Origin of the sequence: Microcoleus sp. Pol12B3 (assembly GCF_036701355.1) — a bacterium.
GTDB lineage: Bacteria > Cyanobacteriota > Cyanobacteriia > Cyanobacteriales > Microcoleaceae > Microcoleus.
On sequence record NZ_JAUBQS010000006.1, the window covers coordinates 109591 to 126942 of the forward strand.

13 protein-coding genes are annotated in these 17352 nt (G+C 45.7%); 7 read left to right on the top strand and 6 right to left on the bottom strand.

What is annotated here, in order from left to right; all coding sequences use genetic code 11:
• Positions 1–186 precede the first annotated feature (186 nt).
• From rppB to rpmB, 3 genes are all read left to right on the top strand, one after another.
• The gene (rppB, locus tag QUA53_RS04840; protein ID WP_333094716.1) at positions 187–1518 is read left to right on the top strand and encodes a two-component system sensor histidine kinase RppB; all 1332 of its coding nucleotides are present in this window, start codon (positions 187–189) and stop codon (positions 1516–1518) included.
• A gap of 264 nt (positions 1519–1782) precedes the next feature.
• On the top strand, positions 1783–3771 hold the full coding sequence (gene htpG / locus QUA53_RS04845) for a molecular chaperone HtpG (protein WP_333094718.1): 1989 nt from the start codon (positions 1783–1785) through the stop codon (positions 3769–3771).
• Positions 3772–3919: 148 nt separating this feature from the next.
• Entirely contained in the window at positions 3920–4156 is a 237-nt protein-coding gene (rpmB, locus tag QUA53_RS04850) for a 50S ribosomal protein L28 (RefSeq protein ID WP_333065932.1), read from the top strand.
• Positions 4157–4234: 78 nt separating this feature from the next.
• Here the strand turns inward: rpmB and QUA53_RS04855 are convergent, their stop codons facing one another.
• Together QUA53_RS04855 and proS are read right to left on the bottom strand one after the other, a co-directional pair.
• Positions 4235–7210: an adenylate/guanylate cyclase domain-containing protein gene (locus tag QUA53_RS04855; RefSeq protein WP_333094720.1), complete on the bottom strand. Its 2976-nt coding sequence runs from the start codon at positions 7208–7210 to the stop codon at positions 4235–4237.
• 367 nt (positions 7211–7577) lie between these two features.
• Positions 7578–9383: a proline--tRNA ligase gene (gene proS / locus QUA53_RS04860; RefSeq protein WP_333094721.1), complete on the bottom strand. Its 1806-nt coding sequence runs from the start codon at positions 9381–9383 to the stop codon at positions 7578–7580.
• On the opposite strand from proS, the gene QUA53_RS04865 reads away from it, so the two are divergent.
• Together QUA53_RS04865 and QUA53_RS04870 are read left to right on the top strand one after the other, a co-directional pair.
• On the top strand, positions 9382–9774 hold the full coding sequence (locus QUA53_RS04865) for a hypothetical protein (protein ID WP_333248716.1): 393 nt from the start codon (positions 9382–9384) through the stop codon (positions 9772–9774). The two genes, proS and QUA53_RS04865, sit on opposite strands and share 2 nt — an antisense overlap.
• A gap of 516 nt (positions 9775–10290) precedes the next feature.
• Entirely contained in the window at positions 10291–13419 is a 3129-nt protein-coding gene (locus QUA53_RS04870) for an MFS transporter (protein WP_333094723.1), read from the top strand.
• A 276-nt stretch (positions 13420–13695) separates the two neighbouring features.
• Here QUA53_RS04870 and QUA53_RS04875 read toward each other — a convergent pair whose 3' ends face one another.
• Complete coding sequence (locus QUA53_RS04875) at positions 13696–14151, bottom strand: Uma2 family endonuclease (protein WP_333094725.1); 456 nt, start codon at positions 14149–14151, stop codon at positions 13696–13698.
• Complete coding sequence (locus tag QUA53_RS04880) at positions 14111–14287, bottom strand: hypothetical protein (RefSeq protein WP_333094727.1); 177 nt, start codon at positions 14285–14287, stop codon at positions 14111–14113. The genes QUA53_RS04875 and QUA53_RS04880 overlap by 41 nt, the downstream gene beginning before the upstream one ends.
• A gap of 288 nt (positions 14288–14575) precedes the next feature.
• Here QUA53_RS04880 and QUA53_RS04885 point away from each other — a divergent pair, with 288 nt between their 5' ends.
• Entirely contained in the window at positions 14576–15055 is a 480-nt protein-coding gene (locus tag QUA53_RS04885) for an orange carotenoid protein N-terminal domain-containing protein (protein ID WP_333094728.1), read from the top strand.
• 221 nt (positions 15056–15276) lie between these two features.
• On the opposite strand, the gene QUA53_RS04890 is transcribed toward QUA53_RS04885, so the two are convergent.
• Positions 15277–15708: a VOC family protein gene (locus QUA53_RS04890; protein WP_333094730.1), complete on the bottom strand. Its 432-nt coding sequence runs from the start codon at positions 15706–15708 to the stop codon at positions 15277–15279.
• Positions 15709–15746: 38 nt separating this feature from the next.
• Positions 15747–16421, bottom strand: coding sequence for an acetoacetate decarboxylase family protein (locus QUA53_RS04895; protein WP_333094731.1), 675 nt, complete (start codon positions 16419–16421; stop codon positions 15747–15749).
• Between the two features lie 202 nt (positions 16422–16623).
• Here QUA53_RS04895 and QUA53_RS04900 point away from each other — a divergent pair, with 202 nt between their 5' ends.
• The gene (locus QUA53_RS04900) at positions 16624–17286 is read left to right on the top strand and encodes a glycerol-3-phosphate ABC transporter substrate-binding protein (RefSeq protein ID WP_333094732.1); all 663 of its coding nucleotides are present in this window, start codon (positions 16624–16626) and stop codon (positions 17284–17286) included.
• Positions 17287–17352: the final 66 nt, after the last annotated feature.

Below are 17352 nucleotides of genomic sequence, written 5' to 3' on the forward strand. Positions count from 1 at the left end.
AAAAATGTATTTTTACCTGGAAATGTTTATGTTAATAGGACTTAGACACGGGTGTCATAAACCTGATTATTTAAGAGCTTATTCTCTCTTTTATCCTCCTCTGCGTTCTCTGCGTCCTCTGTGGCAGGTAAAAAAATATCATCTTCAACTAATTGCCAATTACCAATTACTAGCAAGATATGAAAAGTGAATCAAAATAAACTATTTAACCGAACTCGCTGGCAATTAGCCATTTCCTATGCGGCTGTAATGGGTTTGATTTTAAGCGTGTTGGGATTTGGCGTATACAAGGCGATCGCCCACGCTCACTGGGTAGCCATAGACCGCGAATTAGAATCGGTAGCGGGGACGCTGCACGACAGCCTAGAACTCAAATTGCAGCAGCCCGGACGCTTGGAGCCAATAGTAAACGAACTTTTGCCCAACCTCCGCCTAATTGGAGTTAAAGGCATTAAAGAACAGTTGCCAAGCCGCCATATTTTAAGCGCTATCAACCAAGGCTATTATTATATTCGTTTATTTGATTATTCGGGGAAATTAATTGCTACAGCAGGCGCTTATCCCGAAGAATTACCACCAGCATTGAACTCCCAATACTGGCAAACAATAACTGACGCCAAAGGCAATGTTTACCACCAAATTTCTGTAGCGCTACACACCCAAACACAGCAAGATTGGGGATATTTTCAAGTTGGCCGGAGCCTGCAAGACTTCAATGACTATCTCAGTACAGTGAAATGGGTTTTGAAATTAGGATTGCCTACAGCATTGATTTTGATAGGCTTTGCTAGTTGGTTGTTGGCAGGATTGGCCATGAAACCGATTTACTCTTCTTACCGACAAATCCAACAGTTTACAGCGGATGCAGCTCACGAATTGCGGACGCCTTTAGCGGCTTCGCAGGCGACTGTAGAATCGGCGCTGTTGACGCCTCAATTAGATGAACAAGAGGCGCGGGAAATTTTGCGGACGGTAGAGCGCCAAAACCGACGATTGACTCAGTTAGTTGCTGATTTGCTGCTGCTGGCTCGCATGGATAATCAAGCCATACGCGATCGCCTTCAATTGTGTTGTTTGAATGACCTTGTTAGCGATTTAGTCGAGGAATTGGCAGCAATGGCGATCGCTTCTAAGGTAACGTTAACATCCGAAGTGCGAGTGCAGCAGCAATTAAATGTTGTCGGCAATTCCGACCAACTTTATCGCCTAGTGGCTAATTTAATTGTTAATGGCATTCAATACACTCCGGCGGGCGGGAAAGTAACAGTTATTTTAGATTGCAGCCACCAAGAGGCGATCGTTCAGGTTCAAGATACCGGTATTGGGATAGCGGCGGCAGATTTAGAGCGAATATTCGATCGATTTTACCGAGTCAACAGCGATCGATCGCGCCATACCGGCGGTTCGGGACTGGGATTGGCGATCGCCCAAACCATAGCCCGGGCACACCGCGGCAGCCTCAGCGCCCGCAGCGAATTGGGTTCCGGCAGCACCTTTCTCCTGCAGTTGCCTTTGTGAGCTACTATGTGAGGGCAACTGACATCTTGCACCATGTTCGCTTAACAGGCTTTTCGGCCTGTTCCACAAAAAGTGAATTATTTTGTGGGGAGTAGGGGTTGGAGAGGAGAACCCGCCCGTGAAAGGCTGATTGAGAATTGTCCGAGATGTGGGGAAAACCGAATCATCTTTTTGTGGTAATCCCTTTTGCAGAAGAGAGCACGATCGCCGAAAATCATTAAATAGCTATTTCTAAGCAACTAGCAGTCATCAGAGAGAAAAATTATGACAGTTTTAGAACAGGGAACAATCTCAATCCATACCGAAAATATTTTCCCGATTATCAAGAAGTCGCTATATACTGACCACGAAGTCTTCTTGCGGGAACTAATTTCTAACGGCGTCGATGCCATTGCCAAACTCAAAATGGTTTCCCGTTCCGGCGAATACGGCGGCGACACGGGCGAACCGCAAATCAACATAGCGATCGACAAAGAAAACAAAACCCTCTCAATTTCCGATAACGGCATCGGCATGACCGCCGATGAGGTAAAAAAATACATCAACCAAGTCGCTTTCTCCAGCGCAGAAGAATTTATTGAAAAATACCAAGGCAGCGGCGAGGACGCAATTATCGGTCACTTCGGTCTGGGTTTCTACTCTTCTTTCATGGTGGCCAAGAAAGTAGACATTGATACTCTTTCTTACCAAGAAGGCTCCCAAGCAGTACACTGGTCTTGCGACGGTTCTCCCGCTTTTGAACTATCAGAATCTTCCCGCACTGAACGCGGCACTACTATTACTCTTACCCTCCAAGACGAAGAACAAGAATATTTAGAACCCAGCCGCATTAAGCAGTTAATCAAAACTTACTGCGATTTCATGCCCGTTCCCATCAAATTTGAGGGAGAGGAACTCAACAAGCACAAAGCAATTTGGCGGGAATCAGCCAGCAATTTGCAAAAAGAAGATTACTTAGAACTCTACCGCTACCTTTACCCGTTCCAAGACGAGCCGCTGTTGTGGGTACACCTGAATACAGATTATCCTTTCATTGTCAACGGGATTCTTTACTTTCCCAAACTGCGGCCGGATGTCGATGTTACCCAAGGCAATATTAAGCTATTCTGCAACCAGGTTTTTGTCAGCGACCACTGCGAAGAAATTATCCCGAAATTCTTGATGCCGCTGCGGGGCGTTATTGACAGTACCGACATTCCCCTGAACGTTTCTCGCAGTTCTTTGCAAAGCAATCGTACTGTGCGGAGAATCGCTGATTATATTGCGAAAAAAGTGGGCGATCGCCTGAAAGAACTCTACCGCGACGACCGCAACGAATACATCCGCTGCTGGCAAGATATCGGCACTTTTGTCAAGTTCGGAACTCTCAACGATGACAAGTTCAAAAAGCAAGTCGAAGATATCTTAATCTACCGCAGCACCTACGAACCAACAGCCGAGAAGCCAGAAACTGCAACGCCCGAAGTTCAGGTGCAAACAGAGGAAGGAGATTTGTGGCAAGATGTCACTCCGAAGTCGGAAAATTCTAGTTCCACGCAGCCTTACACGACTCTAAAAGAGTATTTGGAACGCAATCAAAAACGCCACGAAAATCGCGTATTTTATTGTACCGATCCGGCGTCTCAAGCAACTTACGTGGCAATGCACAAAAGCCAAGGTTTAGAAGTGCTGTTTATGGATTCTTTCATCGACACGCACTTTATCAGCTTCTTAGAACGAGAATACTCAGATGTCAAATTCTCGCGGGTTGATTCCGACATCGACGAAACGCTAATTGACAAAGAGAAAGAAGCGGAAATTGTCGATCCGGCAACGAATAAGACTCGCAGCGAACAAGTTAAAGAGATGTTCCAAAAAGCTCTCAACAAGCCGAAAGTGAACATTCGCACAGAAGCTTTGAAGTCTGACTCTGCGGAGGCGACGCCACCTGCGATCGTACTTTTGCCGGAAGCTTTGCGCCGGATGCGGGATATGACCGCGCTTTTGCAGCAGCAAGCGGCGGAATTCCCCGAAGAACACGTTTTGCTGGTGAATACGTCTCACCCGCTGATTCAAAATCTGGCGAGTTTGAGTCAGGGTGCGATTATTCAAGGCGGCGGTGAGTCTCCGTCGGCTGAGTTGGCGAGTATGATTTGTCACCACGTTTACGACTTGGCTTTGATGGCCCAGAAGGGTTTCGATGCTGAAGGGATGAAGGATTTTGTCGAGCGATCGAATCAAGTCTTGACAAAATTGACTGAACGTGCAATGTAATTAACCCCCCCAACCCCCCCTTGCTAAGGGGGGGAGCAAGAGTTTATTTCTATTGGTAAAGGGATAAGTCAAGCCTTCTTCCTTCTTCCTTCTTCCTTCGGGTATAATGAGAGGCTGCACGCAAAAAAACGGTAATCTGGAGGGAAGTATGTCACGGAAATGTCAGCTAACGGGGAAGAAGGCGAATAACGGTTTTGCAGTTTCTCACTCGCACCACCGCACTCACAAGTTGCAAGAGGCAAATTTGCAGTGGAAGCGGGTTTGGTGGCCGCAGGAAAAGCGCTGGGTAAGATTGCACCTTTCTACAAAGGCGATTAAAACCTTGCAAAACAAGGGTTTGGAAATCATGGCGAAGGAAGCTGGAATTAACCTGTACAAGCTTTAAAAAACTTGGCTAATTGAGAAAAGGGCGATCGGGCAAATTAACTGGTGCGATCGCCCTTATTTTAGGGAAAAACCTTGACTAGAGCAATTTTCGGCATTCCAGTAAATAAGTAGTCATCACGCCTTTGCCTTTAACTTCGATCGCGCCCCGACTTTCAAATACATACTTATCGTGCAATATATCATAAATTGCCGACGTGACTTGAATGCACCCCGGCAAGCCGTGGGATTCCATGCGGGAAGCGGTGTTAACGGTGTCTCCCCATAAATCGTAAATAAATTTTTTAATACCGATTACTCCGGCGACAACCGGGCCGGTGTTAATGCCAATTCTGATGCTAAAATCTCGATCGTGGGTATCGCTGAATTCAGTAATTGCCTGCTGCATATCGAGGGCCATTTGGGCGATCGCCTCTGCATGATCGCTGCGGGGCATGGGCAGCCCTCCTACTACCATGTAGGCGTCACCAATGGTCTTGATTTTTTCCAATCCGTGCTTTTCTGCTAGGCGATCGAATGTGGAAAAAATGTCGTTAAGCAAGGAAACTAATTCGGGCGGAGAAATTTGGGAACTAATTTGGGTAAAACCGACTATATCTGCAAATAATACTGTTACTTCGGAAAATGTATCGGCGATAATGCTTTGGTCTTGTTTTAATCTATCGGCGATCGCTTGCGGTAAAACGTTGAGTAGGAGACGGTCGGATTTTTCTTGTTCTAAGCGCAAAGCTGCCTCAGCTTGTTTGCGAGTTGTGATATCTTGAACAGTACCTTCGTAATAAAGCAAATTTCCGTAGGAATCGCGCACGGTATAAGTATTTTCTGAAATCCAAATTATGCTGCCATCTCGGCGGTAAATTTGAGATTCAAAATCCGATACTTTGCCTTGTTCTTCTATTAAGCGGACAACTTCGGCGCGGCGATCGGGGTCAACATAAAGTTGTTGGCTAATATCAGTTAGTGTACCCACCAATTCCTCGCGTGAACTGTAACCGTAAATGCGAAGCAAAGCAGGATTGGCGCTGAGATATTGCCCATCTGGGGTAGTTTGAAAAATGCCGACTATCGCATTTTCAAAGATGCTGCGGTATTTTTCTTCAGCTTGCCGCAGCGCTTCTTGAGCCCGCTGGCGTTCTCGCGCTTCCATTGCGAAAGTTACAGAGTCGGCTAGAGAAACAGCAAAACTTTGTTCTTCAATCGTCCAAAAGCGGGGCATTCCTACGTGTTCTAAACAGAGAACTCCTGCTGTTTCTCCGCCTATTTGAATCGGCGTATCTAGCATAGAAGTGATGCCCAAGGGAATTAGGTAAGATTCCGCAAATTCTTTAGTTCTAAAATCTTTTTGTGCGTCAAAGGCAGCAATTGCGCGTTCTTCTCGCAGTGTTTGAAAATAGACAGGATAGTCTGCTGCTGCTAATTCCAAGCCGTGTGAGTGCTGGTTGAGAGTGCGATCGAACAAATCTAGGCACTCGATCTTGGATTTAGTGCGATCGTACAGCCAGACACTCGATCGGGCAACTTCCAGAGTTCGGCTAGCAGTTTCAGTTATTTCTTGAAGCGCCTTTGTTAAGTCGCCTTGATTCAGCGCTTTATTTTTGGCTAAATCAATTAATGCCGATTTCTGTTTCTGTAGCTGAAGTTCGCTTTGTCTCAGGGCATTTGTCCGCTCTTCAACTCGGATTTCCAGCTTTTCATTGAGCTTTTGCAGGGCTATTTCAGCTTTTCGGCGATCGGTGATATCTGTCCCGATGCAGAGGATGCCCAAAAGTTTGCCCGCTGCATCAACCAGCGGTTTATTTGCCCAAGATACCCAAACGCGATCGCCACTGCGCCGGATATTTTCATTTTCATAGCTGGTAAAGCGATCGGGATTTTGTAAAATTTGACTATAAACCAACTCTAAGTTATTTCCTTCACAGTCCGTCGGTGGAATAATGGTCCCCAAAGCATTTCTTCCCAGAATTTCTTCCTCTTTGTAACCAAAGAATTTTTCGGCAAATTCGTTAAAAAAAGTAATATTGCCGTCAGCGTCCAGTTGCAGAATAATACTGTTAGCATTTTCCACCAATTCTCGATATTTAATTTCGCTCTCCCGCAGAGAATACTCTGCTGATGTGCGTTCAGCTACTGTCGCTGCCAATAACAGCGAGGTAATCGTAATTACACCCATAAAAGCTTGCAACAATAAGATAGCCTGATTAATATTGTCGGCTTTGGCTGTGAAGGGCCCCCCTCCATGAGAACTGCCAAAAATTGCGATGATTGAGACAATAAACGATGCTAGGACAGCGGCTCGCTGACCGAATTGAAGCGCAGCCCACATTATCAAAGGAAACGGCAAATATTCCAGGGGATAACGAGAAATAGAAGCTTCTTGTTTCGACTCAAAGACCAGCCAGCTCACCACAATTAATAATATTAACCATACGGCTCGCTCAATTAAATAATTTTTCTTTGTTTCTGTTTGTATTTTTAAACGATAGGCGGTTGCTTGAGGACGAAAAAATATTAAGATTAAGGGAGTGATAATTAAAATTCCCATTGTGTCTCCTAACCACCAATTCCATCGAGCCGACCAATATTCGCTCCACTCTATTTTTCCCGCTAAATATAGAGAAAATACGCCAATAGTGCAACTGATTTGAGTAGCAATTAGACCGCCAAACAAAATTAAATTTATTACATCTTTCAATCGCTCGATAGAGGGACGAAACCGGAACCAGCTCAGGGCAGTTACTGCAAAAACCGCTTGCAGAATTGCCCCGGCGTTTCCTCCCAGCCAAAGTGCAAATATCTGTTCAGTTGGGTTAACCAAATTGAGCAAAAATGTGCCCAAAATTATGGCAGGCCAGACTTTACTTCCAAACAATAAAAGTCCGGCTTGTGCAATTCCTGCAGGCGGCCACACCGAGGCAGCAAAGGGATTGACACCTTGAATTGAAATTGCTAGCCTCGCCCCCACGGCGTAAGCGACAGCAACGACAGTTACTTGGGCTAAGTACCGCCCTATTCGGGATTGAGGGAATCGCAGAAACTGATTTAGGTTCAGATTCATACCGAGTTTTAATTTTTAGGGAATTTCACATCTCAAGGAAGAAGGAAGTTCGGCAACGGATTCTGTAACGGATGTAACGGATGTAACGGATGTAACGGAATGTAATGGATGTCAGGAAGAGGGCAGAGGGCAGAGGGAGGAGGGCAGAGCATCTCATATTTGTAAAAACACTTCTTCTGGCTCCTTCTTTCTGACTCTTTCCTCCTGTATTTTGCCTCCTGCATTCTGCCTCCTGCCTCCAAAGTCCAATTTCTAGCTTTGCTGCAAAAGTGAGATGCTCCCTAGAGGGGAGCTAATGTAGGGTGTACACCGCGCACATTCCGAGCCTAGATGTAGGTGCAGCGCGCACCTTACCAATTAAAAAGGCTTAGTTGATGGCGGCTTCAATCCACTGTTTCAACGTAGAATTTACTTCATCAATGAGAATTTCCTGGGATTTGTGAGTTGCTCTTTCCACGACTTCAACTTTGCCTGCTTTCAGCGAACGACCCGGAACAATCCGATAGGGAATGCCGATTAAATCGGCATCTTTGAATTTAACTCCGGCCCGTTCGTCGCGGTCATCGAGTAGGGTTTCAATGCCAGATTGGTTGAGTTCTGCATAGAGTTTTTCGGCGACTTCTACTTGTTGGGCGTCGGAAATATTGGGGATGCTAATGATGGCGTGATACGGGGCGATCGCCACTGGCCAAATTATCCCGTCTTTGTCGTAGGATTGTTCTACGGCCGATTGAGCTAGCCGCGACACGCCGACGCCGTAGCAGCCCATAACAAAGGGCATTTCTTCGCCTTGTTCGCTGGTGTAGGTGGCGCCCATTGCTTGGGAGTATTTGGTTCCTAATTGGAAGATGTGGCCGACTTCGATGCCTCTGGCACTTTCCAAGGTTTGTTCGGGGTTGTGCACTGCCCGATCGCCCTTTTTGGCGCTTCTGACACTTACAACCGTTGCTGGCAGGGCAAATTCTTTGTTCCAATTGGCCCCGACAACGTGGTATCCTGATTCGTTTGAACCGGTGACAAAGTTTGTCAGGTCAACTGCGGTGCGATCGACTAAACGCAAAAACTTAGAGTTGACCTGCTTGCTTCCAGCGATATAATCATCAGCAACATCGGGAGCCATATAACCGAGAGGTAAAGATTTAGCCGCCCATTTCCGCTGAGCTTCTGCATCGGGAACAGTCAAAAATAAAACTGTTTTAGCTTGATAATTGCCCGCTAACTTCGTCAATTCATTCAGCAACTTTACCTGATTCACATCTTGGTCGCCGCGAATGCTTACCAATACCAAGACTGTAATGCCATTATCGTAAACAGCTTGGTAAAGCACATTTTTGACAACTTGCGTCGGAGAACATTTCAAAAATTTGCAAAGTTTATCAATTGTTTCAGTTCCCGGCGTTTCCCGCTTTTGAAAAGCTGCAAAGGGCGACGGTTCGGCATCAGCAGGCATCGAGACAGCCTTTTCCACATTAGCGGCATACTGACCGTCTTCAGTATAAAGAACTTCATCTTCTCCCGCTTCTGCCAGCACCATAAACTCTTGAGAACCAGAACCGCCAATTGCGCCAGAATCAGCATCGACTGCTCGGAATTGCAAGCCCGATCGGCGCAGCATATTGCTATAAGCTTGAGCCATATCCTGATAAGTTTTTTTCAAACTTTCTTCGTTAGTGTGGAAAGAATAGCCATCTTTCATAATGAATTCGCGACCGCGCATCAACCCAAAACGCGGGCGAATTTCATCGCGAAACTTAGTTTGAATTTGATAGAGATGTACCGGTAATTGCCGATAGGAACGAATCATATCTTTAGCAATTGTAGTAATTACTTCTTCGTGAGTCGGTCCCAATCCCAATTCTCGCTGCTGCCTGTCTGTCATTGCAAACATAATACCTTCAGCTTGAGTATAGGTATCCCAGCGGCCGGATTCCCGCCACAAATCGGCTGGTTGCAATTGCGGGAGAAGACATTCTTGAGCGCCGGTAGCGTCCATTTCTTCGCGCACAATTTGAGATACTTTTTTGAGAACTCGCCACATTAAAGGTAGATAAGCGTAAATTCCGCTACCGATGCGCCGGATGTATCCGGCACGGAGTAATAGTTTGTGGCTGGGGATTTCTGCTTCTGCCGGGTCTTCGCGCAGGGTGACAAAAAGCATTTGAGAGAGTCGCATGGCTGATTTCCTTAAAATACCGGATGATTGTAATCTCAGATTAACTTCTGATAATATCAGACGTGAGGCGGATTTGATTAAATATATGAATAAAATTTGGCAAAACTACGAAAAAGGTATGGCAGTATTTGATAATTGTCACTCTCCTACTGTGCAATCTCAGTGGCTTGCTTTAAAAGATGAAATAAAAGAATTTGTTCGAGAACCTAATTTAAGCGAAATTTGGGATATTGTTCATGCTGCTGGTCGATTGTTTTACAAACTAACCGGAATTCCTTTCAATTTACTTGCCTATCCTACTGTTCGCAAACACAGTCAACGTTTCGAGGAGTACGGCTGTATTCGCAGCCTTCGCAACTGTGAGGGTAAATGCTGCGGCAAAAATTCGTAGCCTAGGCTGCGGCGCACCCGATATCATGTTTGTTGAATGACCAGCAGTTAGATTTAAAAACCCTGGATCGCAACCGACTGCTTATGCAGATCCCTCCCTCGGAATTACTAGAGCGTTTTGAGCCTAAAAATCAAACGGAATCCTCAACTAGGTAGCGCACTCTACGATATGTAGAGTGCATCATATCGCACTTTACTACTATTGATAATTGGTGGCGATCGCCCCCCGCCTCAAACTTGCCACTTTTATGCGAACTCTGCTGCTATCAGTCCCAGAAAGACTGATTTCTGACTTTAGACGGATTTATTTTTTAGCTTCCACAGCCATAATAAGCAGTAAGGATGAGATAACTAGAGAACTGATTTACTACTCGTCCCAATTTCACTAATAAGGCCTTCCGTAAGATAAAGCCGAACCAAAACAAACCATCATCTAAAGATTACAAAATCCCCTATAAAAAAGTTGGGGACTCTTTTCGCTATGCCTAGTTAGGCATAAAAACTTAGGAGGTAAATTATGTTTGAAAGCGAGTTATTAATGTCGCTGTACAGTCCCAAATTCAATATTGCCCAAATGCCAGTAGAAATAGATGCGCGATTTGACCACCCCGATATCGGAGGGCTGATGTTTTTAAGCCCGCAGTTTTTCGTGGCATTAATCGCTGGAGTCATCATGGCTTTCGGCTTCCAATTCCTGTTAACAAATTTCTCGATTGCCGCCAAAATCTCCAACTGGGACGAGGCTTTACCCGACGATGATGATGATGAATCTGAAAGTTTGGGGACAAAAGTTCGTAAGACTGAAGGTCTAGTCGGGGGTTGGATTTTAGTCACCGTTAACCTGGCTTTATTTTTGGCTTGTTTTCTGGCAGTCAAACTAACTTCAATTGCCTCGGTAGACGGAGCGGCAATTATTGGTGTAGTCATTTGGTCGGCGTACTTTTTAACGCTGGTGTGGCTCGGTTCTAGCGCCGTCGGTTCCGCGATCGGTTCCTTGATAAAAACTGCTTTTTCAGGCGTTCAAGGCGTCATGGGTACTGCTGGTGCAGCGATCGGCAGCAAGATGGCCAGCGACCAAATGGTCAACACTGTAGAGGCATCTGTTGCCGCTGTCCGCCGCGAATTGAGTTCGGCGGTAGACCCGGATAGCATTCGCGAAACACTGCAAGATTATGTGGGTTCTTTGCAGTTACCGAAACTAGATGTTAAGGAAATTCGCGGTCAATTTGAAAAGTTGCTGGGCGATGCAGATATCAAATCTCTTGCGGGAAGCGACGTTCTGAAGAATGTTAACCGCCAGACTTTTGTGGATTTAGTTAAAAGTCGCACAGACTTTTCTCAAGAGGAAATAAATCAAATTGCTGACCAACTCGAAGGCGTTTGGAAGCAAACTTTCGGCAAGCAGCAACAGCAGAAAGACCCGAATTTAGAGTTGGTTGATTTTCTCAAGTTTGCGGCTCCCGATTTGCTGAAGTCTGACGAACTCAACGCCAAGCTGTCTCAAATTCTGGAAAGTAGGGAAAACAAATCGGAATCCAGCAGCGGCATGAAGCGAGCGATGCAGTTGGGTGTGGAAGCTCTTGTTGGCACTGTTTTGTCGCGGACGGATTTGTCGGATTTGGATGTTGAAAAAATCTCTGGTCAGTTGCAACAACTGACAGCACAAGGGACTCAAAAAGCTAAATCTTTTGCTTCTCAGGTGGGCGATAAAGTGCCGGCGCTGCCTTTCAATACAGCTAAGGCTGATGTGGAAAACTACTTGATGAATGCCCAACCGTGGCATCTCAACCGCGAGACAATCAAGCAGGAGTTTAGGGATGTTATTTACGACCCAGAAGCCTCTCCTGGGGCGGTTTTGCGCCAGTTAGAGATGTTTAATCCTGATTATTTTGTAGGGATTCTAAGCCGCCGCGAGGGGTTTGCTCCTGAACAGGTGACGGAAATTGCCGAACAGCTTGAAGGTGTCCGCCAAGAAGTGTTGGAAATCGTGCGAGATGCTGCTGGTAAAGAACAGTCTCAAGATTTGCGGAGCCGGATTGAGAATTATTTGCGATCGACTGGCAAAGATGAGCTGAACCCTGAAGGTATTGAACGGGATTTCCAAGCGCTTTTGGAAGATCGGGATGCTGGTTTTGAGGCTTTGCGCGATCGCCTGTCGCAGTTTAATCGCGATACTTTGGTGCAGTTGCTCGGTCAGCGGGAAGATTTCAGTCCAGAGGAAGCCGATCAGTTAATCGGGCGGCTCGAAAGTTCGCGCGATCGCGTGATTTCTAGAGCTCAAGAATTGCAAGAGCAAGCGAAATCAAAAGCGCAAGAATTGCGGCAAAAGGTAGAAGACTATCTACGCAATACTAATAAGGAAGAGCTCAATCCAGAAGCGATCGAGCGCGAGTTTCAAACGCTGTTAAGCGACCCGCAAGCCGGATTCCAAGCGCTGAGAGAACGCTTGTCTCAATTCGACCGCGATACCCTGGTGCAGTTGCTGTCACAGCGCCAAGACCTCAGTGAAGAACAGATCAATCAGGCGATCGACCGGATTGAATCTGTGCGCGACAACATTATCCACGCGCCGCAAATGGTGGCAGATAGAGCTAAGCAGCAGTACGAGGAAGTTACTGCAAAAATTGGCGAGTACCTGCGGAATACAAACCTGGAAGAACTCGATCCAGAAGGCATCAATCGGGATTTGACTAAATTGTTTGAAAATCCGAAAGAGGGTGCTTTGGCACTTCGGGAAAGACTTTCTCAGGTCGATCGCGAAACTTTAGTCAAGTTGCTGTCGCAGCGGGAAGAGTTGAGCGAAGAACAGATCGAGCGGACGATCGATCGCGTGCAAGATTCGATTCGCAGCATCGTGAAATCGCCGCGCCGCTTGGCATCTCGCGCTCAGAAAACAGTCCGGGATTTCCAAGGCAGTTTGGAAAATTACTTGCGGAATACGGACAAGGAAGAACTCAATCCTGAAAGCATCAAACGCGATTTGCAGTTGCTGTTTAGTGAGCCGGGAATGGGGATGCAAAGTTTGGGCGATCGCCTGAAGCACTTCGATCGATCGACTCTGGTAGCATTGCTGTCGCAGCGGGAAGACATCTCGGAAGACGAAGCTAACAGAATTGCCGACCAAATTGAATCTGTCCGCAACCAAATTGTCGAACAAGTTCAAATGGTTCAGGACAAGTTCCAGTCAGCAATGGATGGTATTTTCGGAAAAATCCGGGATTACCTCAATTCGCTCGATCGACCAGAACTAAACTACGAAGGCATCAAGCGCGATTTACGCAAAGTGTTTGACGACCCGCAGGCAGGATTTGACGCGATTAAAGAGCGTTTAGGTGAGTTCGATCGCGGTACTTTAGTTGCCCTGCTGAGTTCTCGTTCTGATATTTCCGAGGCACAGGCTCACCGAATTGTTGACCAAATGGAAGGAGCCCGAGACAGCGTTTTATTGCGCTCGGAACGCCTGCAATCTGAAGCCAAAAAACGCATCAAAGAACTCAAGAAAAAGACCAAGCAGCAAGCAGAAGATGCGCGCGAAGCGGCAGCAGCCGCAGCTTGGTGGCTGTTCGGTACGGCTCTGACTTCTGTGGTTGTTTCGGCTTTGGCTGGAGCCATAGCAGTCAACGGGATTTCGGGTTTGTTTAGCTAGATTTTCAACGAGTTTGAAATAAAGTTCTCCTGATTCTAGGCTGGCTGTTTGCCAGCCTATTTTCTTTGACTGACACCCCATTTGTTTGGTGTGGCATAATTCCAGAATGATTTTAATTGTTTTGTGGGATGGGCGTCCCGCCCGTCCGGTGTATTGTCAAAGCAGGCGGGACAACCAACAATAATCATCCTCAAATTGTGCAACGCCATTTTTTTAGTCCGCCCGACCCCAGTCCTACCACGTCAACTGCGGCGGATTTTGTTTATGTAGCGAATTCTATCCCCCCATAAAATTCGGAGGAAATACTTTAGATAAATCTAGGGATAAATCCCCAAAATTACGGATTCCAACTGTCTCGTCAGGCAGAAAAATTCTCTTGACGCGATAACCAAATTTGCCTTGCAAATTCTGATACGGATCGCTGTAACATTCCAAACAAGTTTCTAATAAGTTAAATATCCAACAATCAGAGATACCCGCTTCAGCATAAAGGGGCAACTTGACTTGTTTGTCGTAATTCAAAGAAGAATGCGCAATCTCAATCAGTAACAATATATCCGCTGTTGTGGGGTGAGAGGATAAATAGTCATCAGGGCGATTTTGCACGATCGCGCGATCGGGTTCTGGTTCGCTGTCATCAGCCAGAATAATTGGTTGTTGTCCTCGCAGTGTCGCCCTTTCTCCCACCAGCTTAAATATACTCGCGTTCCAAGCGTGTCTCGCAAACAGCATGAGCCGTACCTTGAGCAGCACTTTTCACAAGTTCACCCTTGATTAGCTCAACTCGATCGTCCTCACCAAAGAACCCCAGTTCTGTGAGGCGGTGATATTCCGCTATGGTGAAGCGTTTTGCAGTTGCGCTCGACATAACAGCCACCTCAATACAGGTCTGTTGCGATTATAGGTGATCGTCGATCGGCTAAACAATGCTAATCATGAGCTCCACTAACAACCATACTGTCAAATTTGCCTCATCCTTTGGTTGCAAATTTTCCCGATTTTGGTAAATTTATTCCCCAAAATTATGTCCGGGATCATCTCTGTCTTAAGCAAGATTCTAGCATCACTATTTATTAGGTACTTTAACTTAAGTAGCAAACAAAAGTTTTCTCACAAATAAGAAAACTGAGCAATACATATTATTTTGGAGGCTTGAATGACTTTTACTACTACCAGTGCTTACGACCAAGGAAAAGCAGATATTAAGAAGTTGAGTGTAGACGACCAATTAGGTTTGCTGTGGTTTGTTTACACCCAAATGGGCAAGTCAATAACGCCAGCGGCTCCCGGTGCTTCGGGATCGGACATCGCTCAGGGTTTGTTCGAGCAAGTCAAGCCTCTGCCCCACGAAGAACAACTACAAGTAATGCGCGACATTGCCTCAAAAGCCAATACTGAAATCAGCCGGATGTACGGCTCAATGAGTCCTGAAACCAAGCTGGCTTTTTGGTATTTCCTAGCAGTAGGAATGGACGAAGGAACTATTATTCCTGTGCCTCCAGACTATCAACTTCCCGAAGCAGGAAAAGCTTTACTAGGAAAGATTGAGGGCATGGACTTTCAGCAGCAAATTGATTTTCTTCGCGGTACAATTTTAGACATGGGTGCTGAAGCCGCTCCGGGGGCTGGCATTTAAAAATAAGAATTACTCAGCGAATTAATTGCCCGCAGCCCCGGTTAATTTATGATTAAATGAGCTGGGGTTGCTCAATCTAGCAGTCCTGGACGCATTTAAACGTAATCCTGTCATTCATAAGCGTTGCGAAGAATCTTACAGATGCTTCGTTGCACTGCGTTTCACTCAGCATGACACATAGACTTTGCGTAAATGGTGTCTAGAAAACTTAATGCCTGACCTTATAACTTTGGCTGCGCTAATAACTTTTCTAACAGGGCGCTAACTTCCTGACCGTAGGAAATTTCCAGCGTATGACCGTCCGGGTCGCGGAGATAAGCCCAGTAGCCGACAGGAGGTTCCGAGTCATTAGGGCCGTTCAATAAAAGCCCTTCTGACTCAGCCTCACTGCAAAGGCGATCGACTTTTTCACGACTTTCGCAGGCGACGCCGAGATGGGAATGTGGTAAAAGTTTGCCATTCACTAATCGTGCTTTAATTAGCACAATGACGAACGGTCGAATTAAATCACAAATCCAAGCAACATCTAATGATGTAATTGGATCTACACGGCGGTGAACCACTTTTAGGTCAGCGTACTTCGCGTAAAACGAGATGCTTTTGTCTACATCGCTAACTGAAAGTGCAATGTGGGTAAAACCAATATCGCTCATGGGAACTTTCCTCCTAATAATGTACGCCAATTTTAGGGTTAATAACTGAATTCAGCCGATCTGTTCCCCATTATTTGCGGCGCACCTGCAATTAAACGCAGATCTTCGCAGGCAACTGTTAGCAAGGGCTGATATAAGTTTAAATGGGCAAAAAGGCTTTCTTCAGATATTTCTAATTCGCCTTTAATCAAGCCGATTCGAGATTTAAAGTCTCCTTTAAACAACAGCAAATTTCTCCTGTCAGCGCTGAAAACATTTCCGCTCAAAGACAGGGGTAAAGCTAAACTTTGCTGGGTATAACTGAGACTGCACAGTTGACGTTTTCCTTGGCTAACTGTGACGCGGTAGCCGAGCGGTGCTGCCTTTACCGAACCGCTGCGTTCCCAACTAAATTGCGCTAATTCTTTAGGAAGTCGCCAAATTTCGCGTCCGCCGGCTACCGACTTAGGATTGTCTACATAAATGTGAGAAATCCAAGCACCCCATTTTCCGGCATAATTGGCGATCGCGCTAACTACAATTAACTCATTGTACTCCATCACAGAACCCAACCCGTAGGAGGATATATAAATGCCGCCTAGGGTTTTTCCTGGCAATATAGAGACTATTTCTAACTCAGAGGGAACCAAGGAGCGCACTCGTGCCACATCTACCAATTGTAAAGTCTGAACAGCATAACCTTGCAGATTCCAAGGTGCAGGTGGATATACCATTTTTAGTGATTAAATGTCTGAGAGTTTATATTTATTTTAGCTTAGCGTCTCAAAAAGCAACATTTTTTTGTATCTCTTCACATATTCTTAGTAATTTTACATATAAGAAAATAATGTGTTGATAGCAGCCAAACAGTTGACATTTGAGAGAATATTAAATATGGTCTATCTAGTGAATATTTAGAAGGAAACCTAAACCTGTATGCTGACATCTTACAAGCCAGATGTTTTCGATAGTTTAGAGCATTTTTTCACGGCAAGAGACCTGCTAGAGCAAGCCCAGGATAACATGACAGAACTGGGTGCTATCATCCGCAGTTACGGTTTGCAAAAGCAGGTAGGTATTTGCTTACTTCACAAACACTTTGACCTGGCGGATAACGAAAGGTTGGTCGAAGAGTTTGACGGCCACAATGCTTATGTCAAGCCGACTGCAGAATACGGCGATGCTATTCCGTATATGTGGAAAGTGGAAAAAGATCGAGCATCAGGCAACTGGGTTTGGTTTCCCTTAGAATTTGTCCGCGTTAGTGAAGCTGTGTCGGCAGCAATTAAACGGTCAGAAGCAGTTGTCAATAACTCGGAATTTCTCAATGAAATTGCAGGTAAACTGTCAGACTTGGGGATGACAGATATGTTTGGCATCAGCATTTTGCACCGAGATGCAATTAAAGTTGCTGAGGGCGAAATTTTGGTAGAAAGCACCGACGATGAAGCCCGCGTTTTGACTCTTTCCTCAGTTCCCCGGCAGGATGTTGACCGCGCGACCTTAACGCAAACTCTCTGGCAGTTTCCCAATGATGAAGGGGTTGAGGTAGGAGCGATGTGCTCTCACTGCACTCACTGCACCCATTGCACTCATTAGGCAAGATTTCTAGAGGGTAAAAAGTTTGTAGTAAAGCCCTCATTGCTCAAAATTTTCTATATATGT

What these genes read in the sequence shown, in the direction of transcription:
- htpG (WP_333094718.1), top strand. Translation starts at nt 1,783, where the DNA reads ATGACAGTTTTAGAACAGGGAACAATCTCAATCCATACCGAAAATATT.
- QUA53_RS04855 (WP_333094720.1), bottom strand. Translation starts at nt 7,210, where the DNA reads ATGAATCTGAACCTAAATCAGTTTCTGCGATTCCCTCAATCCCGAATA.
- QUA53_RS04875 (WP_333094725.1), bottom strand. Translation starts at nt 14,151, where the DNA reads ATGCTGTTTGCGAGACACGCTTGGAACGCGAGTATATTTAAGCTGGTG.
- rpmB (WP_333065932.1), top strand. Translation starts at nt 3,920, where the DNA reads ATGTCACGGAAATGTCAGCTAACGGGGAAGAAGGCGAATAACGGTTTT.
- QUA53_RS04880 (WP_333094727.1), bottom strand. Translation starts at nt 14,287, where the DNA reads ATGTCGAGCGCAACTGCAAAACGCTTCACCATAGCGGAATATCACCGC.
- QUA53_RS04890 (WP_333094730.1), bottom strand. Translation starts at nt 15,708, where the DNA reads ATGAGCGATATTGGTTTTACCCACATTGCACTTTCAGTTAGCGATGTA.
- QUA53_RS04900 (WP_333094732.1), top strand. Translation starts at nt 16,624, where the DNA reads ATGCTGACATCTTACAAGCCAGATGTTTTCGATAGTTTAGAGCATTTT.
- QUA53_RS04885 (WP_333094728.1), top strand. Translation starts at nt 14,576, where the DNA reads ATGACTTTTACTACTACCAGTGCTTACGACCAAGGAAAAGCAGATATT.
- QUA53_RS04895 (WP_333094731.1), bottom strand. Translation starts at nt 16,421, where the DNA reads ATGGTATATCCACCTGCACCTTGGAATCTGCAAGGTTATGCTGTTCAG.
- QUA53_RS04870 (WP_333094723.1), top strand. Translation starts at nt 10,291, where the DNA reads ATGTTTGAAAGCGAGTTATTAATGTCGCTGTACAGTCCCAAATTCAAT.
- QUA53_RS04865 (WP_333248716.1), top strand. Translation starts at nt 9,382, where the DNA reads ATGGCTGATTTCCTTAAAATACCGGATGATTGTAATCTCAGATTAACT.
- proS (WP_333094721.1), bottom strand. Translation starts at nt 9,383, where the DNA reads ATGCGACTCTCTCAAATGCTTTTTGTCACCCTGCGCGAAGACCCGGCA.